The sequence below is a fragment of the Nocardia donostiensis genome (assembly GCF_002081715.1).
In the GTDB taxonomy this organism is placed as follows: domain Bacteria; phylum Actinomycetota; class Actinomycetes; order Mycobacteriales; family Mycobacteriaceae; genus Nocardia; species Nocardia donostiensis.
In genome coordinates this window covers 82,077-97,813 of the sequence record NZ_MUKP01000008.1, presented here as the reverse complement: position 1 = coordinate 97,813, position 15,737 = coordinate 82,077, and the positions used below count along the sequence as shown (strand labels likewise).

Here is a 15,737-nt window from a genome sequence, read left to right as displayed (position 1 = left end):
GATGGATGAGCGATAAGACCGTGCTGATCACCGGTGCCGGCGGTGGGCTCGGTGGTGCGAGCGCAGCGATGTTCGCGCGCCGCGGCTGGCGAGTACTCGCCGCGGATCTGCGTCCGCCGCAACCGGCGCCGAATGTGATCCCGCTCGAACTCGACGTCACCGACACCGCATCGGTCGCCGCGGCACTGAGCGCAGCCGAAGAGCACGCGCCGGATGGGCTCGACGCCGTGGTCACTTTCGCCGGGATGATGTTCGTCGGCTCGCTCATCGAGGTCGACGAGGAGGATATGCGGCGGATCTTCGACGTGAACGTGCTCGGCACCTACCGGGTGGTGAAAGCGGCCTTCCCGCTGGTGCACCGCCGCGGCGGACGGGTGATCACCATCAGTTCCGAAACCGGATGGCAGAAGGCGTTGATGCTCAACGGCCCCTACGCCATGACCAAACACGCCGTGGAGGCGTACTCGGATGCGCTACGGCGGGAACTGATGTTCCTCGACATCCCGGTCAGCACGATCCAGCCGGGGCCGTTCCGCACGACTATGGTCGAGGGTATCCGCGCCTCGTTCGACCGGGCCCGCAGCGGTTCCACCTATTTCGCCGAGCTGATCGGCAAGGTGGGCGCTCGCGCCGTGGCCGAGCAACTCCGCGCCCACGACCCGCAAGTCCTCGCCGAAGTCGTATGGAAGGCCGCGAATTCCGCGCGGCCGCGGCGGCGCTATTCGGTGCGGCCCGATCCGCGCCGAGTGCTGATGCATCGGTTACCCGACGGTCTGCTCGATCCCCTGTTGAAGAAGATGCTCGGGCCTCGCTGACGAGCCACGGCCGCGCGCCACGAAGCGCTGGCCACACCCGGCGAGCACCTCCCATCGCCGCTACGGCCTGCGCATTTCGTCGGCGAACTCGCCGCGACGGGTACACAACCGCGCGGTAAGTTCTGTCGGAACAGCCATATCCGGATCTGCGGACAGTGCGCGAGGAGCGACGGATCGGCTGGGTGCGAGTGCCGGAAGGGGATGCCTGTGATGATGTCCGAGACTGGTGCAGCCGGTACCGGCGGACCGCGGGGACAAGGGGTCACGGCGTGATCGGCGCGGGGTGGGATCGGCTGCGTCTGTTCAATATTCGGGAACTGTTCGGCCATCGCGGCCGCACCCTGATGTCGTCGATTGTGATGGCGGTGTCGGCGTCGCTGCTGGTGGCGGTGTTCAGTATTTCCGGTTCGGTTACCGGGTCGGTGGACAAACTGGCGTCGAGCCTCGGCGGCAATGCGGCGCTGGAGATCACCGGGATCACCGACGCCGGTTTCGGGCAGCAGGTGCTCGACGACGTAGCGAACACCTCTGGCGTGGCCGCGGCCGTGCCGATGCTGCGCGCGCAACTCGGTTCCGGCGCCGACCGGGCATTGCTGGTCGGCGCCGACGCCAGGATCGCCGCGCTGGGCAGCGGACTGACCGGACCGATGAGTGCGCAGGCGGGGAAGCTGCTCACCGTGCCCAACGGGGTGCTGGTCGGCGCGGGCATGGGTTATCAGGACGGCGACCGGTTCCCGCTCGGGTCGGGCACCGTCACCGTCGCCGCCGTGCTCGACGAGCAGACCTCGGACCAGCTCAACGGCGGCCATATCGTTGCCGCCCCCCTCGGGTTGGCGCAGCGGCTCACCGGCCGCACGGGCATGCTGGACTCGGTGCAGATCGTCCCGGAACCGGGCACCGATATCGCAGCACTGCGTGCCGGCCTCACCGAGGTCGTGGACGGTAGGGCGGTCGTGGCCGATCCCAGCCTGCGCACCGCACAGGCCAGCGGTGCGGTGCAGGTGGTGAGCTATTCGACGCTGATGTCGGCGGCGGCCGCGCTGATCGTGTCGGCGTTCCTGATCTACAACGCGATGGGAATGGCGATCGCCCAGCGCCGCCCCATGCTGTCGCTGCTGCGGGCACTCGGCGGTAAACGTGCCCCGATGGTGCGGGATCTGCTCGCCGAAGCGGCGCTGCTCGGTGTGCTCGGCGGCCTGGTCGGCGCGATCATCGGAATTTTCGTAGGACGCACCGCGATCGATCAGCTGCCCGCCGCGATCCTGCAATCGGTGGAAGCGCGCACCGAATATCTGGTGCCCGGCTATGCGATACCGGTCGCGGTGGCGGCCTGCGTGGTGGCCAGCGTGGGAGCGGCGGCGATCGCAGCGCGCGCGGTGTACCGGGTCGAGCCGGTGGAGGCGCTGGTCCCGGTGGGAGCAGCGCCCAGCGATGCGATGCGTCCGGTGCTGCGGCTGGTCGCGGCCGTGGCCGGGTTCGCGCTGGCCGGTGCCGCATACCTGATCGCCCGGACGGATCTGGGACGGTGGTCGCTGCTGTCGATTTCGCTGGCCTTCCTGGCCGTGCTGGTCTTGTGCTTCGCTGCGACCGGGCCGATCGTGCGGGCCGCGGCGTGGACAGCGAGCCGTTTCGGCCCGGCCGGGGCGCTCGGCGCTACCACGCTGGAACGCGCACCGCGACGGGTGTGGGCGACCGCGATGACGGTGATGATCGGGGTATCGGCGACCGTCGCCATGGGCAACGCCTCCCGCAACCTGGTGGATTCGGCCACGGCGACCTTCGACAACCTCGGCAGTACCGATTACTGGGTCACCCCGGCGACGATGGAGCAGTTCCCCACCGGTCCGCTGCTGCCCGACGGACTGCGGCAGAAGATTACGGAAGTACCAGGGGTGGCCGCTGCCCAGCCCGCGCAAATGGCGTTCGCTTCGATCGGCTCGGGCCGGGTGATGCTGCAGGGTTTCCCCGCGGGCAGCGACCGCACCAGGATCAGCGCCGAGGTGGACGACGGGGTCGTCGCCGAGCTGGTGGCGGGCCAGGGCGTGGTGATATCCCGTGACGTGTCCCGCTCCCTCGGGGTCGAGGCCGGTGACGAGCTGACGGTGCCGACACCGACCGGTAGGCATACCGTGCGTGTGCTGCAGGTCATCCCATACTTCTCCGCCATCTCCGGTGTGGTGATGATGGATCTGGATCGGATGCGCGAGTGGTACAACCGGCCCGGTGAAACAATTCTCGCCGTCGACCTGGAACCGGGAACCGACCGCGAAGCGGTGCAGGAGGCGCTGCGCGAAGCTGTGCCGCCGGAGCTGTTCGTCACTCCTGGCCACGAAGCGGTACAGCAGATTTCGGGAAGTGTGCGCCAGGGCGCGGCGATCAGCACCGCCATCCTGTGGATCGTGGTCCTGGTCGCAACCGTGGCCCTGCTCAATACATTGATGCTGTCGGTACTGGAACGGCAGCGCGAGATCGGGGTGTTGCGCGCCATGGGTACCGACCGTGGGTTCCTGCTGCGCTCGGTGCTGGCCGAGGCAGCCGGTATCGGCTTGGTCGGCGCCACGATCGGGATCGTGGCAGGCGCGGGGATCCAATACCTGGCCACGGTCGCCATCGGGCATGCGATGACCATCGACGTGGTGTACGAGCCGAGCCCGCTGCTGCTGGTCTACGGGGTGATCGCGATGGCGTTGGCGCTGGCCGGATCCATCCCGCCCGCGATACGCGCGTCGCGGATGCCGATCGTGGCGGCGCTCGCGGTCGACTGAACGCCGCGCACGCCGCCACCGCCGATCGGCATCACCACCTAGGCCTGTCGGGCGGCGAAAAACTGTGCGATACCGGCTTCTTCCGAGCCGGTTTCCGCGTCGCCACTCGGGCCGGCCCGCCTAGGGCTACCCGCCGATAGCCACTCGTAGCGTGCCGTGCGGCAGGAAACGCCCCTTCCGGAAGCTCACGCGATGTCAGGGTGTCCGGTGCGTTGACGCGAGGAGGGTGGGGGAGAATGAGCGCGCACAGGGCTCGGCTGCCGGGCTCGACCGGCGCGGAGGTGGGAGAGGGGCGCGTTCGATGCGCGGATCATGGTGGACAGTGCTTGCCGCGCTCGTGGCTGTAGCCCTGGTAGCGGGTTCGAGCGCGGGCTGCGCGGATGACACGCCGGAGTCGGTGCCACGCGGCGAAGTTGTTTCGGTTGCCCCGGTGCTCGAGTTGTCGACCGAGCAGACCGCCGAATATCTGCGTGGGCGCGGCCTGGACGTCCCCGCCCGCAACGGCATCGAGGCGCTGCGCGTCGAGTACACGACCGTCGACCCGGAAGGCGCGCAGGCCACGGCCAGTGGCCTGGTGATATTGCCGCACACCGGGGCACGATCGCTGCGGGCGGTCAGTTTCGCCCACGGCACCATCGTCCGCAAGGACGAAGCGCCTTCTCTCGACGGCGAAACCGCTCGCGGGCGGGCGATCATGTTCGCCGCCTCGGGGTACGCCGTGACTGCTCCGGACTATCTGGGATTGGGCACAGGACCGGGCCGTCATCCGTATGCGCATTCGCCGACGGAGGCGAGCGCGTCGCTGGATCTGCTGCGCGCCGCCCGCGCGGTGGCAGGCGATCGTGGGCGGAAACTGGACCGACGCGTCCTGGTCACCGGTTTTTCACAGGGCGGTCAGGCCGCGACGGCGCTGGCCGAACAGCTGGGCACCGGCGAGGTCCCGGACTTCGAGCTGGCGGCAGTGGCGGCAGTGAGCGGACCCTACGATGTGCGCGGTGTCCAGGCCCCCGCGGCGCTGGACGGTCGAGTGCTGCCGCGCAGTGCAGTGGTGTTCTTCGCCTACTGGATCACCGCCATGAACCGCATCTACCCGCTCTACGACGACCCGTCCGAAGCCTTCCAGCCGCCTTACGACGAACGAGTCGAAGAACTTTTCGACGGCCACCACGACATCGTCTCGGTGGGCACCTCACTGCCTGCCACCCCGCAGGAACTGCTCACCCCACGCTTCCTGGACCAGGCGCACAACCCCGAGGGCGCGGCGGCGCAAGCAGTAGTCGACAGCGACGGAACCTGTCGCTGGAACCCCCAGGTGCCCGTCCGTCTGTACGCCGCGACCGGCGACCGCAGCGTGCCCTACGCCAACAGCGAACACTGCCTGCGTGACCTGAACAGTCCGCAGGCCGAACTGATCAGCCTGGGCGATATCGGCCATTCAGAGTCGGCCGCGGTGGCACTGCCGCAGATCCTCGACTGGTTCCGGCAGGTGGCGCCGCCGACCTGACCGGCGGGATGGAAAACTGGTCGCCGACCAGGCTGCGGCGGCGCTCGGCGCGCTACCCCCCGCGGCGACGATCGGAAACGAGGCCCCGGGGGCCGGATGAGGTGGACAGCGATGTTGTCGACACCGTGGTCACGCGAGATGGGATTGCAGATCCCGGTCGTCAACGCGCCGATGGGGGGTGTGGCGGGCGGCAGGTTCGCTGCGGCGGTCACCGCGGCGGGCGGACTCGGCATGATCGGGATGGGCAGCAGTGGCAGCGCCGCGAAGCTGACCGCAGAACTGGCGCAGCTCGGCGACGTCGGCGGACCGTTCGGGATCGGGATGGTCGGCTGGGTGGCAGAACAGGAACACGATCTGCTCGATACCGCCATCGCGGCAGGCCCATCGCTGATATCGGTGAGTTTCACCGAGGACTTCGCGTGGGTGACGCGGGTGCACGACGCGGGCATTCTTGCCGCCACCCAGATCTACGACGTCGGCGAAGCGCGCCGCGCCCAGGATGCCGGGGTGGATGTGCTCGTCGCCCGCGGAGCCGAAGGCGGCGGCCACGGCGATACGAAACTGTCCATCCTGCCGCTGCTGGATCTGGTGCTGCCCGCTGTCACCGTCCCGGTGCTGGCGGCAGGCGCCATCGCCTCCGGGCGCAGTCTGGCCGCCGTGCTCGCTGCGGGCGCGAGCGGCGCCTGGCTGGGCACCTGCCTGGCGGCGTGCCCGGAAGCGCTCACCTCCGAACGCAGCCGCACCACCCTGCTCGCCGCACAGGGATCCGACACCGTCACCACCCGGGTCTTCGATGTCGGCCAGAATCTGCCCTGGCCCGCCAGATTTCCCACTCGCGCGCTGCGCAACGACTTCACCGGCCGCTGGCACGATCACGAAGCCGAATTGGCCGCCGACACCACCGCCTGTGCCGAGCTGGGCGCCGCGATGGCCGCTGACGACACCCGCATCGCCCCGGTCGACGCCGGGATGGGCGTCGGGCTGCTGACCAGCGCCCGGCCGGTCGGCGAGGTCCTCGATCAGATGTGCTGGACAGCGGAGCGTTCGCTCGGCGGCTGGGGGAGGAGCTGCGACACCACCCGCGGGCATAGCTTCGAACAATCTGCGAATGAGGAACAGTGGTGCTATGAGCCTCGAAGTGCACACCCTGGTCACCGATGACGACGTGCGGGCTGCCGGTGCGCTGTTCCGCAGCGCCATGGTCGGGCTGCCACCGCTGCCGAGCCACCAGGAGCAGCTGTCCGAACCCGGACGCACGCTCGGCGCCCGGATCGACGGAGAACTCGTCGGCACCGCAGAGACCTACACCAGCTGGCTGGTCGTACCGGGCGGCGCCCGCGTCCCGCACGCGGCCGTCACCCACGTCGGGGTGCGACCGACGCACACCAGAAAAGGTGTGCTCACCGCCCTGATGCGGCACCAGCTCGACGATATCGCCGCCCGCGGCGAGGTACTGGCCACGCTGCGCGCCTCCGAGGGCGTGATCTACGAGCGTTTCGGCTACGGTGTCGCGACATCCTTCGCCCGGCTGGAGGTGGACCGCCGCCGCGCCCGGCTGCGCGACGGCGTACCCGAATCCGGGCCGGTGCGGTTCGTGGAATCCGATGAGGCGTGGAAGCTGCTCGCGCAGATCTACACCGAATCGGGTGTTTCCTGGACAGGCGCGATCGACCGGCCCGACTACTGGTGGCGGCAGCAGCGTCTGATGACGCCCGAGCTCAGCTACACGGTGGTGCACGGCATCTCCGGAGCCGAAGACGGTTTCCTCCGCTACCACCCGGTCGACACTGCGGGCTGGTTCACCAGCTCCGAACGCACGATCGTGGTGGACGATTTCGTCGCCACCACCCCCGACGCCTACCGCGGCCTGCTGCGGCACCTGCTCGCCATCGATCTGGTCGACAAGATCGTCATCGCGTTCGCCCCGCTGGACAGCCCGCTGCGGCATCTGCTGGCCGATGAGCGCGCCGTGCGGGTCGCGGCTATCCGGGACGAAACCTGGCTGCAGATCATCGACGTCCCCGAGGCGCTCGCGCAGCGCACCTACCGGGCTGGGCCGTCGGTGGTCGTCGAGGTCCTCGACGCGCTCCGTACCGCGAACACCGGCCGCTACCGGGTGTCCGCGGATGGCGTCGCCCGCGTCGCAGATCCCGCCGATATCACCGTGGACGTGGCTGCGCTCGCCGCGGTCTACCTCGGCGGCTCGAGCTGGTACGAGCTCGGTTTGGGCGGGCGTGCGGTGGAGCAGCGTCGCGGTGCGCTCGCCGCTGCCGACGAGCTCTTCGCGACGCCGTCACTGCCGTTCAGCGGAACCTTCTTCTGAGCGAGGCGAGTTCGCCGATCGCCGCTGCGGCAGAGGTCGAGGCGCTGGCCGGCTAGCCGGCTATGGGTCGCGCCGGGTTTCGGTCGCGCGACGCTGCTGTTCCACGCGTTGGCGTCGTTCTTGTTCGCGATAGCCGTAGGTGGCTTTGCGCACCGTCCGATCGTCTTCCAGCCCCGACCCGACAGCGCCCGCGACGGTGCCCAAAACGCTTGCCATCAACGCGATCGTCGGGTAGTCGCGCCAGTCGACGGGGCGGCCGAGGGTGGCGGACAGGTAGTCCGGCGGTACGACGAGCGCGACGGCGACCTGGGTGAGCAGGAACAGTGCGGCGAAGAAGACGACAGCGCCGACCGCGACGGTGGCCAGGGTTCCGGCATTGCGCAGTGCCAGGTGCGGATCGGGCGGCCCACCGGGTTGCGGCCGCTCCCACAGCCGGTGCCGGGTGATGATCCAGGCGATCAGTGCGGTCAGCGCGGCCAGCGTGACACCGGCCAGACGGTACGGGCCCATCGCGGTGGCCAGCTGCCAGATGGTGGAGTACAGGACCCCGAACGCGGTGCCTGCGAGCGCGCCCGCGAGTGCGGTGGACAGTCCGACGATCAACTGCCATGGACGGTTCGCCCGCACCATACCGGCGAGCAGCCGGGGCACACCCGAGGCACGGGCTCGCACGATCTGCACCGAGGTGCCGTCGCAGGCCTCCACTCGGGTGGCGCGCGACGGTGTGCCGGCTCGCAGCCGTGCAATGGTGGTCGCGGGCGGTTCGGTGGGCCCGGACCGTAGTGCGGCGACGATGGGAAGGGTGAGCTCACGCAGCCGTCGCCGTAGCCACAGACCGCCCAGTGCGGGTAGCGAGATCAACGCGACCCGCTGTGGTGCATCGAGATACGCGACAAGCACGTCGCTGCTTCCCGCCTTGCCGGACCCACTACCGCGCAGCGGCAGATCGGTCAGGCACAGCGCCAGATCCCACTCCGTGTCGTGCACATGCGCGCGGGCCTTGTCGACGACGTACTCGTAGTCGGGGTACATCGCTTCGAACGGATCGTCGCGCACCTCGACCCGCCACTCGACTCCGTCGTCGACGCTGCGGTGCAGGTCGGCGGGCAGGACCTCGCGCAGATGCTGTGCCAGCCGGGCAGGCAGGTCGGGGTCGGCCAGCAACCCGACCACGAACTCGGCCGGTCTCCGATCACCGGACACAACCTGGCCTTCCCCCATATCGCACCCTGGCTGCACGTCCCTGCCCGTCGACGCGATGTACATCCGGTTGCCGTCGCAGTTCCCTGTCGCGCCTCCGGCACACTTCGGGGCCGTATCGCACTTGCGCACACTTCCCTTTCCATCGGACGGCCTCATCTGTTGGCGCATTCCCGATACCGGCACGAGAAAACGGGCGGATGTCAAACCTGCGGTCGGGCGATGATGACCGGGATGTGGGTGCTGTGCAGTACCGCCTGACTGACCGAGCCGAGTGTCATACCGGCGAAACCGCCGCGCCCGTGGCTGCCGACGACGATCAGCTGGGCGTTCTCGGCTTCCCGCAGGATGCGCCTGGCGGGCCGGTCCTCGGCGACCACATGGGTGATCTGCACATCGGGATACCTTTCGGTGTGCCCGGCCAGGCTCTCCGACTGCAGGGCACTGGCCTGTTCTTGCATCTCGTTGCGCGACTCGTACCGGAAGAACTCCGACCAAGTGGTGACCGCGATCAGGCCGACACCGCGGGCCGAGGCCTCGTCGAAGGCGATATCGATGGCCCGGGTGCTGCAGGCGGAGCCGTCGACCCCGACGACGACGGGAGACTGCGTACGGTCCGGTGAGCCGGGCTCGATCTCGGGCACGACGACTACCGGGCAGTGCGCGTGCCTGGCCAGCGAGGTGCTGACCGATCCGAGGATGCCGCGTCCGATGGCCCCCAGACCCCGGGTGCCGACCACCACCAATCGGGCTTGGTGAGAACGCTCGAGAAGTACGGGCGTCGGGGCCGGATCGGTCACCGATGTGGCGATGTCGAGTTCGTCGGGACGATTCACCGCCGCGCGCGCCACTTTTGCCGCGGAAGCCAACAGTGTTTCCCCATCGTCCCGAAATGCCTGATTGTCGAACGCTATGACGCTGATTCCCGGACCGTAGTCGATCGGCGCCCCGATCCCGTACACCAGATGCATCGGGGCGCGATGTCGCTCGGCCGTGCGTGCGGCCCAGCGCAGTGCATCCAGTGACGCTGGGGAGCCGTCGATACCGACGACAACGGGTGGCACGGTGTGCACGGTCATGGTTCGCTACCTTTCGACGGACGGCGCGCGGCCGCTGTTGGTCACTCGACCGGAGTCATCCGGTGCTCGATGGTCCGAATACCCACGCGGTAGGAATCCATAGTCTCGTATGTTGCCGTCTTCGTTTGGCGCACCCGAGGGCGAAAGACCTGCGCAGGGCAGGTTGTTGACAGGCGGGCTCGCGGGTTCGGGCGGCGGAACCGAGCCGGCTCGCTGTTTCGGCCATCAGGGTGTGGGTTGTGCCTGCTCGAATTGTTTCCGCGTTGTTTCGACGATCTGGCGTAAGTGGGTTTTCCAACTAGCCAGGATTCGCCGTGAAGGGTTTCATCAGAGTTTTTGTTGGTCTTTGCCGGGGATATTCCAGCCCATTAGCGGTGGTGGTCTCGTCTGTGTGGGTCCAGTATGGTTTTCTCGGCAATTCGATCGGCTCGCCGGAAAACGACATATCAACCTGGTCATGGGAATTCGGCCACCTCGGGCATGTCCGATTTCCGCGCATTAACGTGGCGGGTGTGGAGGGGTTAGTGGGGTGGGCGGAGTGATTTCCGACGAGGGGTGCGGGCTCATCGGCCCGCCGGCCGGGCCGATGAGGCAACGACTCGGCGGCGTGCGGAGGGCCCCGAGCTCGGGTGGGGCCCGCGGGAACCCGGCGGGCATCGGATCGTGTCGACCGTGACTCGGGCGGTGTACCCCGGTCGGGGCGCGGTGCGTGCCCGAGCATGGTGGCCCATAGTTTCTCGACGCTCCGGTACCTCGGTCCGAGCTGGAAATGGTTTGCGGTAACAGGGATACGGGTAGAGCCGTGGAATTCTAAAACATCAGTCGTTCACTTGGCCCCGGAGTGGAATACCTTTTTCCGGTGTTGGCAGCCGACGCGCGGGCAACGTATGATTCCACGCCATCCGGCCGTGAGTCGGGTTCGACCAAAGGATTTCGAGGAAATGAAGTTCGGCACCTTCGCCGCCACCGCTCTACTCGCCGTCACTGCAGTCGGCGTATCCACTGCCACCGTGCACGCGGAGCCGTCCGCGGCAGTCGCCGAGCAGATGCAGTCCGAGGGAGTCGAGCAGGGGGTCGGGTACCGCACCAGGCTGATCGCGTCCGACACAGCTGACACCGCTGATGCGGAGCAGGCGGAGAAGTCCGACCCGCAGGCCTCCGACTCCGGAAAGCCGCAGCTCGCCGACGTCGGCCGCACCATCGAAACCGTCGTCACCAACGGGCGTTTCGCCCTCACCGAAGACGGCCGCACCGCCACGCTGACCTCGGCCGACGGCGAGGTCATCGCCGAGGTGCCGCTCGAATTCGACCTCAACGGCAGCCGGGTATCGGTCGCCCACGAGATCAGTGACGACGGGCAGCGGCTGGCACTGACCCCGGACGTCACCGCCGAACAAATCGGTGAGATGCGGCCGATCTCGTCGATGTCGAAACTGGTTGCGGAACTGGAAAAGAACGTCATCGGCCTTGTGGTCGGCGGAATCGTCGGCGGGATCATCGGCAGCCTGATCGGGCTCGGGTTCTTCTCCCTGCTCACCGGCCCGATCGGCCTGGTCGTGGGTGCGGTCGCCGGCGGGCTCATCATGGGCGGCCAACCGTTCGCCGATGCCGTGCTGGCCGTTCTCAACGGCGAGCCGTGACCGATCTTTTCCCCGACGAGGGTAACGACAGCAAGACCCCGGGCGTCCGGGAACGGCGCACCCGCCTGATCGCGATGGTGGCGGCGATCGCGGTCGCGGTCTGCCTCACCGCGATGCTGCTCGCCGTCGGTGTTGCCGCCATACTGGCCTCCTCGCCTTCCTCCACCCTCGCCAAGAACACCACCACCCCCACCACCGCCGGGCCGTCGAGTGCGTCGACCGCTTCGCAGATACCCGCGGTGCCCGGCCCCTCGGTGCCGGAGCAGCCGACGCCGCCACCGTCCACCACGACCGTCGCCCCCTCGGAACCACCGTTGGTCGCGAACAAGGAGGCGACCGCCTTCAAGATCGAAGTCGGGGAATGTGTCGACCTGACCGGCGCCGACACCGGCTCCATCGCCAAGGTCGCCTGCGGCGGGCCGGATTCCAGTTACACGGTGGTCGGTAAAACCGAGCAGGGCGGCAGTTGCCCAGCCGACGCGGACCGGACCCATGACGTCGACAAGCTCACCCTCTGCCTGGATATCGACTGGGTGGTCGGCGGCTGCCTGAACGTCAGCGGGGACGAGCCGCAACGCGTCGACTGCGCCACGGGGCCCGGCGTCGAGGTCCTCGCCATTCTGCGCGATACGACCACCGCCGAGAACTGCCGATCCGCCGACCGCGCGTTCGTCTACGAGGAACGCCGGTTCGTCGTGTGCTTCGCGGACCTGTAGCGCACGAGTTCGGACAGGTCCCGGGGACAGGCGGACACGGCGATTATCCTCGGAGCCCATGACGCTCAGCGAGGTCGCCGCGGAGCTGTACGGGCTGGCACCGGACGAGTTCGTCCCCGCTCGTCGCCGGCATGCCGACACTGCGAAGCAGGAGGGCGACCGGCAGTTGGCGGCGGCTATCGCGAAACTGCGTAAACCCACGGTCGCTGCGTGGGCAGTGAACATGCTCGCTCGCGAAGCCCCCGACGAGATCGAGGCGTTGCTGGCATTGGGCATCGCCCTCCGCAGGGCGCAGCGGGAACTGTCCGGCGATTCTTTGCGTCAGCTCACCGCCCAGCGGCAGCAGGTCGTTCACGCGCTCGCCCAGCGGGCGTGTGAGCTGGCCGCCGGTCACGGCCATCCGGTCGGCGAACCCGCGCTGCGTGCGATAAGCACGACGCTGACCGCGGCCCTGGCCGACCCCGAGATCGCCGAACAGGTCCGCGCGGGAACACTGTCGGCCACGGCGAGCTACGAAGGTTTCGGACCGGTCGGACCCGATCTGACCGCCGTTTCCGGCGATTCCGCCGCGCAGGCAACCGGTGTAACCACAGCGACGCGGACCCGGCCCACAACCGCGACCGACCGCAAAGACGCCGAACACCGTCGCGCCGCCCGCCGTGAACTCGACGCGGCCCGCGCGGCCTGCGAGACCGCGAAAGCCTCCTTCGTCGCCGCCGAACAACGTGCCACCGAAACCGGGAACCGGCTACGGGAAGTCGAAGAGGAACTCGATCGGTTGCACGCCGAGCTCGACGCGGCGCGGGAGCAGTACGCCACCGTCCGCGCCGACGACCGCGCCGCCCGCTCCGCGGTACGCACGGCGAGTGTCGAACTGGACCGGGCCCAGCGCAGAGTGCGTAACGTCGAAAACAGTACCGATACAGAGTGAGACCGGCTGGTACGGCACAGTGGTCGAGCCATGCCCGCGCTGCCGCGGTCCTACCGGTTCACGCCCCGGAGTCGCGTTCGGCTTCGTACTCCTGCAGCGCGGCGTCCAGTTCCCGGCGCAGCCGGGCGGCGGTCGCTTCGTCGCCCGCGTCTTCAGCGGTGGTGATGTCCTGGCGGAGTTGGGCGATCGTGTCGTGGGAAACCATGCATCCTCCCGTGTCGTATCCGTTGCGTAGGTCAGTGACGGGATGACCTGTTTCGGCGGAGGAAAACTCCCGGACGGCCGTTGCCCGCAGGGTTTGCCGGAGCGGATCGGGGTAACGCGGGCGGCATGAACAGTTCCGGATCAGCGCCGAGGCAGCCGGTGAACCGGCCCGGCCTCCTGTCGCGGCGTCCCCCGTCGATCACCGACGCCCAGCCCTCCTACCAGGACCAGCACCGGACACGAGTACGCGCTTATCTGCTGCTGATGTCGTTCCGGGTGCCCGCGCTGCTGATCGCCTGGGGCGTATATGCGGCCACCGGCGCGGCGTTGCTGTGCGCCGGGATTCTCGTCGTGTCGGCGCCGCTGTCGTGGACAGCGGTACTGATCGCCAACGATCGACCGCCGCTGCGGCGGGGTGCCGGGCTGCGGCGTTTCCGGCCTGGCCGTCGCGACGCCGAAACAGTGCAGCCGCGACTGCCTGCCACGGTCGCGGCAACCGTTGCGCTCCTCGATCCCGCCGAAGCCGTCGAGGCCAGCAGTATCGCCTGCCGCGGGCGTAGCATGCAGTAAGCGTTCATCGCCGCAGGTCACGGCAGGCGGTGGGGCGGATAATCGCTCATTTTTCAGGCTCATTTTTCAGGTTTGTCTGTTGTTCGGCGCGGGTATATCGGCGCCAGCGTCGGTCATCCGGAGGAGGAAGCGTGACAGCAGCACCGTCCCGGCGTGTTCCCGAGCTCACGGCTACCCGTCCGTATCCGCAGCGGGTCGGCCCCAAGGGAACGGCCCTATGGAAGATCCTCACCACGACCGACCCGAAAATGCTCGGCATTCTCTACCTGTCGTCCGCGACCGCGTTCTTCATGGCTGCTGGGCTGATGGCGCTGTTGATGCGCGGTGAGCTGGCCAGGCCGGGTTTGCAGTTCCTTTCCCCGGAACAGTTCAATCAGCTGTTCACCATGCACGGCACGATCATGCTGCTGCTCTATGCCACGCCGGTGGTGTTCGGTTTCGCCAATGCTGTCCTGCCGTTGCAGATCGGGGCCCCGGACGTGGCCTTTCCCCGGTTGAACGCGTTCAGCTACTGGCTGTATCTGTTCGGCGGCATCATCGCGGTCGCAGGCTTCGTCACCCCCGGCGGCGCCGCCGACTTCGGCTGGACGGCCTACACCCCGCTGAGCACTGCGTTGCATTCCCCCGGCGCAGGTGCCGACCTGTGGATCATGGGGTTGGCGTTGAGCGGTCTTGGCACCATTCTGGGCGCGGTCAACATGATCACCACCGTGGTGTGCCTGCGGGCGCCGGGGATGACGTTGTTCCGGATGCCGATCTTCACCTGGAATATTCTGGTGACCAGCATTCTGGTGCTGCTGGTGTTCCCGATCCTGACCGCGGCACTGATGGCACTGGCCTACGATCGGCATCTGGGCGGCAACATCTACGACCCCAGCAGCGGGGGCGCCATCCTGTGGCAGCATTTGTTCTGGTTCTTCGGCCACCCCGAGGTCTATATCGTGGCGCTGCCGTTCTTCGGGATCATCAGCGAGGTCATCCCGGTGTTCAGCCGCAAACCGATTTTCGGCTACACCACCCTGGTGTACGCGACGCTCGGTATCGCCGGGCTGTCGATGGCGGTATGGGCTCATCACATGTACGCCACCGGCGCGGTGTTGCTGCCGTTCTTCTCGCTGATGACCTTCCTGATCGCCGTTCCGACCGGGGTGAAGTTCTTCAACTGGATCGGCACCATGTGGAAGGGCCAGTTGACCTTCGAAACGGCGATGCTGTTCTCTGTCGGGTTCATCGTCACGTTCCTGTTCGGTGGTCTGTCCGGTGTCATCCTGGCCAGCCCGCCGTTGGACTGGCATATCACCGACACCTATTTCGTGGTGGCGCACTTCCACTACGTACTGTTCGGCACCATCGTGTTCGCCACCTTCGCCGGTATCTACTTCTGGTTCCCGAAGATGACCGGCCGGTTCATGGACGAACGGTTGGGCCGTATCCATTTCTGGACCACTCTGCTCGGCTTCCACAGCACCTTCTTGGTGCAGCACTGGCTGGGCAACGAGGGTATGCCGCGCCGTTATGCCGACTATCTGCCCAGTGATGGGTTCACCGTGCTCAACACGGTGTCGACGCTCGGGTCGTTCCTGCTGGGGGCGTCGATGGTGACGTTCGTGTGGAACGTGTTCAAAAGCTACCGCTACGGCGAGGTGGTGACCGTCGACGATCCGTGGGGCGCCGGGAATTCCCTGGAATGGGCCACCACCTGTCCACCGCCGCGTCACAACTTCTACGAGCTGCCCCGAATCCGCTCCGAGCGACCGGCGTTCGAACTGCATTACCCACATATGGCCGAGCGGTTGCGCTCGGAAGCACATGCCGGGCGTGCGGCGAGACACGACGCCGGAGCGGAACTGTCCGAACCGTCGGGAGTGGGCCGCCTGGGCTCGTCGGACTAGGGCCGGGTCCCAGGTGTCGGGTCGTGCCGCCGTTTACCGGGAGTGTAGCCGGGTAACCGGCTGGCGATTCACCTGGCGAGCCGCCACCCGGCTAAACC

General features: G+C 67.9%; 14 protein-coding genes. 11 read left to right on the top strand and 3 right to left on the bottom strand.

Features of this window, described 5'->3' with window-relative positions:
• Window positions 1-5 precede the first annotated feature (5 nt).
• From B0T44_RS07705 to B0T44_RS07685, 5 genes are all read left to right on the top strand, one after another.
• Entirely contained in the window at window positions 6-815 is an 810-nt protein-coding gene (locus B0T44_RS07705; protein ID WP_077117614.1) for an SDR family NAD(P)-dependent oxidoreductase, read from the top strand.
• A 269-nt stretch (window positions 816-1,084) separates the two neighbouring features.
• Window positions 1,085-3,580 carry an ABC transporter permease gene (locus tag B0T44_RS07700; protein WP_077117612.1) on the top strand — a complete coding sequence of 832 codons (2,496 nt, stop codon included), beginning with the start codon at window positions 1,085-1,087 and terminating at the stop codon, window positions 3,578-3,580.
• A 301-nt stretch (window positions 3,581-3,881) separates the two neighbouring features.
• A complete protein-coding gene (locus B0T44_RS07695) occupies window positions 3,882-5,084 on the top strand; it encodes an alpha/beta hydrolase (RefSeq protein WP_077117610.1) in 1,203 nt (400 codons plus the stop codon).
• A 111-nt stretch (window positions 5,085-5,195) separates the two neighbouring features.
• Window positions 5,196-6,245 (top strand): NAD(P)H-dependent flavin oxidoreductase, encoded by a 1,050-nt coding sequence (locus tag B0T44_RS07690; RefSeq protein ID WP_081511763.1) that lies wholly within the window; start codon window positions 5,196-5,198, stop codon window positions 6,243-6,245.
• Window positions 6,211-7,407: a GNAT family N-acetyltransferase gene (locus B0T44_RS07685; protein WP_077117606.1), complete on the top strand. Its 1,197-nt coding sequence runs from the start codon at window positions 6,211-6,213 to the stop codon at window positions 7,405-7,407. Before B0T44_RS07690 ends, B0T44_RS07685 begins: the two co-directional genes overlap by 35 nt.
• Before the next feature lie 60 nt (window positions 7,408-7,467).
• Here the strand turns inward: B0T44_RS07685 and B0T44_RS07680 are convergent, their stop codons facing one another.
• Window positions 7,468-8,628, bottom strand: a complete 1,161-nt coding sequence (locus B0T44_RS07680) for a hypothetical protein (protein ID WP_077117604.1) — start codon at window positions 8,626-8,628, stop codon at window positions 7,468-7,470.
• A gap of 182 nt (window positions 8,629-8,810) precedes the next feature.
• The gene (locus tag B0T44_RS07675; protein ID WP_077117602.1) at window positions 8,811-9,686 is read right to left on the bottom strand and encodes a universal stress protein; all 876 of its coding nucleotides are present in this window, start codon (window positions 9,684-9,686) and stop codon (window positions 8,811-8,813) included.
• Between the two features lie 314 nt (window positions 9,687-10,000).
• On the opposite strand from B0T44_RS07675, the gene B0T44_RS26425 reads away from it, so the two are divergent.
• From B0T44_RS26425 to B0T44_RS07660, 4 genes are all read left to right on the top strand, one after another.
• The gene (locus B0T44_RS26425; RefSeq protein WP_139347863.1) at window positions 10,001-10,228 is read left to right on the top strand and encodes a hypothetical protein; all 228 of its coding nucleotides are present in this window, start codon (window positions 10,001-10,003) and stop codon (window positions 10,226-10,228) included.
• Window positions 10,229-10,627: 399 nt separating this feature from the next.
• On the top strand, window positions 10,628-11,326 hold the full coding sequence (locus B0T44_RS07670; RefSeq protein ID WP_077117600.1) for a DUF8020 domain-containing protein: 699 nt from the start codon (window positions 10,628-10,630) through the stop codon (window positions 11,324-11,326).
• Window positions 11,323-12,042: an LppU/SCO3897 family protein gene (locus B0T44_RS27040; protein WP_077117598.1), complete on the top strand. Its 720-nt coding sequence runs from the start codon at window positions 11,323-11,325 to the stop codon at window positions 12,040-12,042. Before B0T44_RS07670 ends, B0T44_RS27040 begins: the two co-directional genes overlap by 4 nt.
• A 58-nt stretch (window positions 12,043-12,100) precedes the next feature.
• Window positions 12,101-12,973, top strand: coding sequence for a hypothetical protein (locus tag B0T44_RS07660; protein WP_077117597.1), 873 nt, complete (start codon window positions 12,101-12,103; stop codon window positions 12,971-12,973).
• A gap of 58 nt (window positions 12,974-13,031) precedes the next feature.
• Here the strand turns inward: B0T44_RS07660 and B0T44_RS27035 are convergent, their stop codons facing one another.
• Window positions 13,032-13,178: a hypothetical protein gene (locus tag B0T44_RS27035; RefSeq protein ID WP_175648044.1), complete on the bottom strand. Its 147-nt coding sequence runs from the start codon at window positions 13,176-13,178 to the stop codon at window positions 13,032-13,034.
• Between the two features lie 125 nt (window positions 13,179-13,303).
• Between B0T44_RS27035 and B0T44_RS07655 the strand changes: the two genes are divergently transcribed.
• Complete coding sequence (locus B0T44_RS07655) at window positions 13,304-13,747, top strand: DUF3099 domain-containing protein (protein WP_081511761.1); 444 nt, start codon at window positions 13,304-13,306, stop codon at window positions 13,745-13,747.
• Window positions 13,748-13,878: 131 nt separating this feature from the next.
• Window positions 13,879-15,639, top strand: coding sequence for an aa3-type cytochrome oxidase subunit I (gene ctaD / locus B0T44_RS07650; RefSeq protein ID WP_077117592.1), 1,761 nt, complete (start codon window positions 13,879-13,881; stop codon window positions 15,637-15,639).
• Window positions 15,640-15,737: the final 98 nt, after the last annotated feature.

Bases quoted from the DNA above. Each gene is read 5' to 3' on its own strand.
- B0T44_RS07680 (WP_077117604.1), bottom strand. From the start codon at position 8,628: ATGGGGGAAGGCCAGGTTGTGTCCGGTGATCGGAGACCGGCCGAGTTC.
- B0T44_RS07670 (WP_077117600.1), top strand. From the start codon at position 10,628: ATGAAGTTCGGCACCTTCGCCGCCACCGCTCTACTCGCCGTCACTGCA.
- B0T44_RS07655 (WP_081511761.1), top strand. From the start codon at position 13,304: ATGAACAGTTCCGGATCAGCGCCGAGGCAGCCGGTGAACCGGCCCGGC.
- B0T44_RS07690 (WP_081511763.1), top strand. From the start codon at position 5,196: ATGTTGTCGACACCGTGGTCACGCGAGATGGGATTGCAGATCCCGGTC.
- B0T44_RS07685 (WP_077117606.1), top strand. From the start codon at position 6,211: ATGAGCCTCGAAGTGCACACCCTGGTCACCGATGACGACGTGCGGGCT.
- B0T44_RS07705 (WP_077117614.1), top strand. From the start codon at position 6: ATGAGCGATAAGACCGTGCTGATCACCGGTGCCGGCGGTGGGCTCGGT.
- B0T44_RS07675 (WP_077117602.1), bottom strand. From the start codon at position 9,686: ATGACCGTGCACACCGTGCCACCCGTTGTCGTCGGTATCGACGGCTCC.
- B0T44_RS27035 (WP_175648044.1), bottom strand. From the start codon at position 13,178: ATGGTTTCCCACGACACGATCGCCCAACTCCGCCAGGACATCACCACC.
- B0T44_RS07695 (WP_077117610.1), top strand. From the start codon at position 3,882: ATGCGCGGATCATGGTGGACAGTGCTTGCCGCGCTCGTGGCTGTAGCC.
- B0T44_RS07660 (WP_077117597.1), top strand. From the start codon at position 12,101: ATGACGCTCAGCGAGGTCGCCGCGGAGCTGTACGGGCTGGCACCGGAC.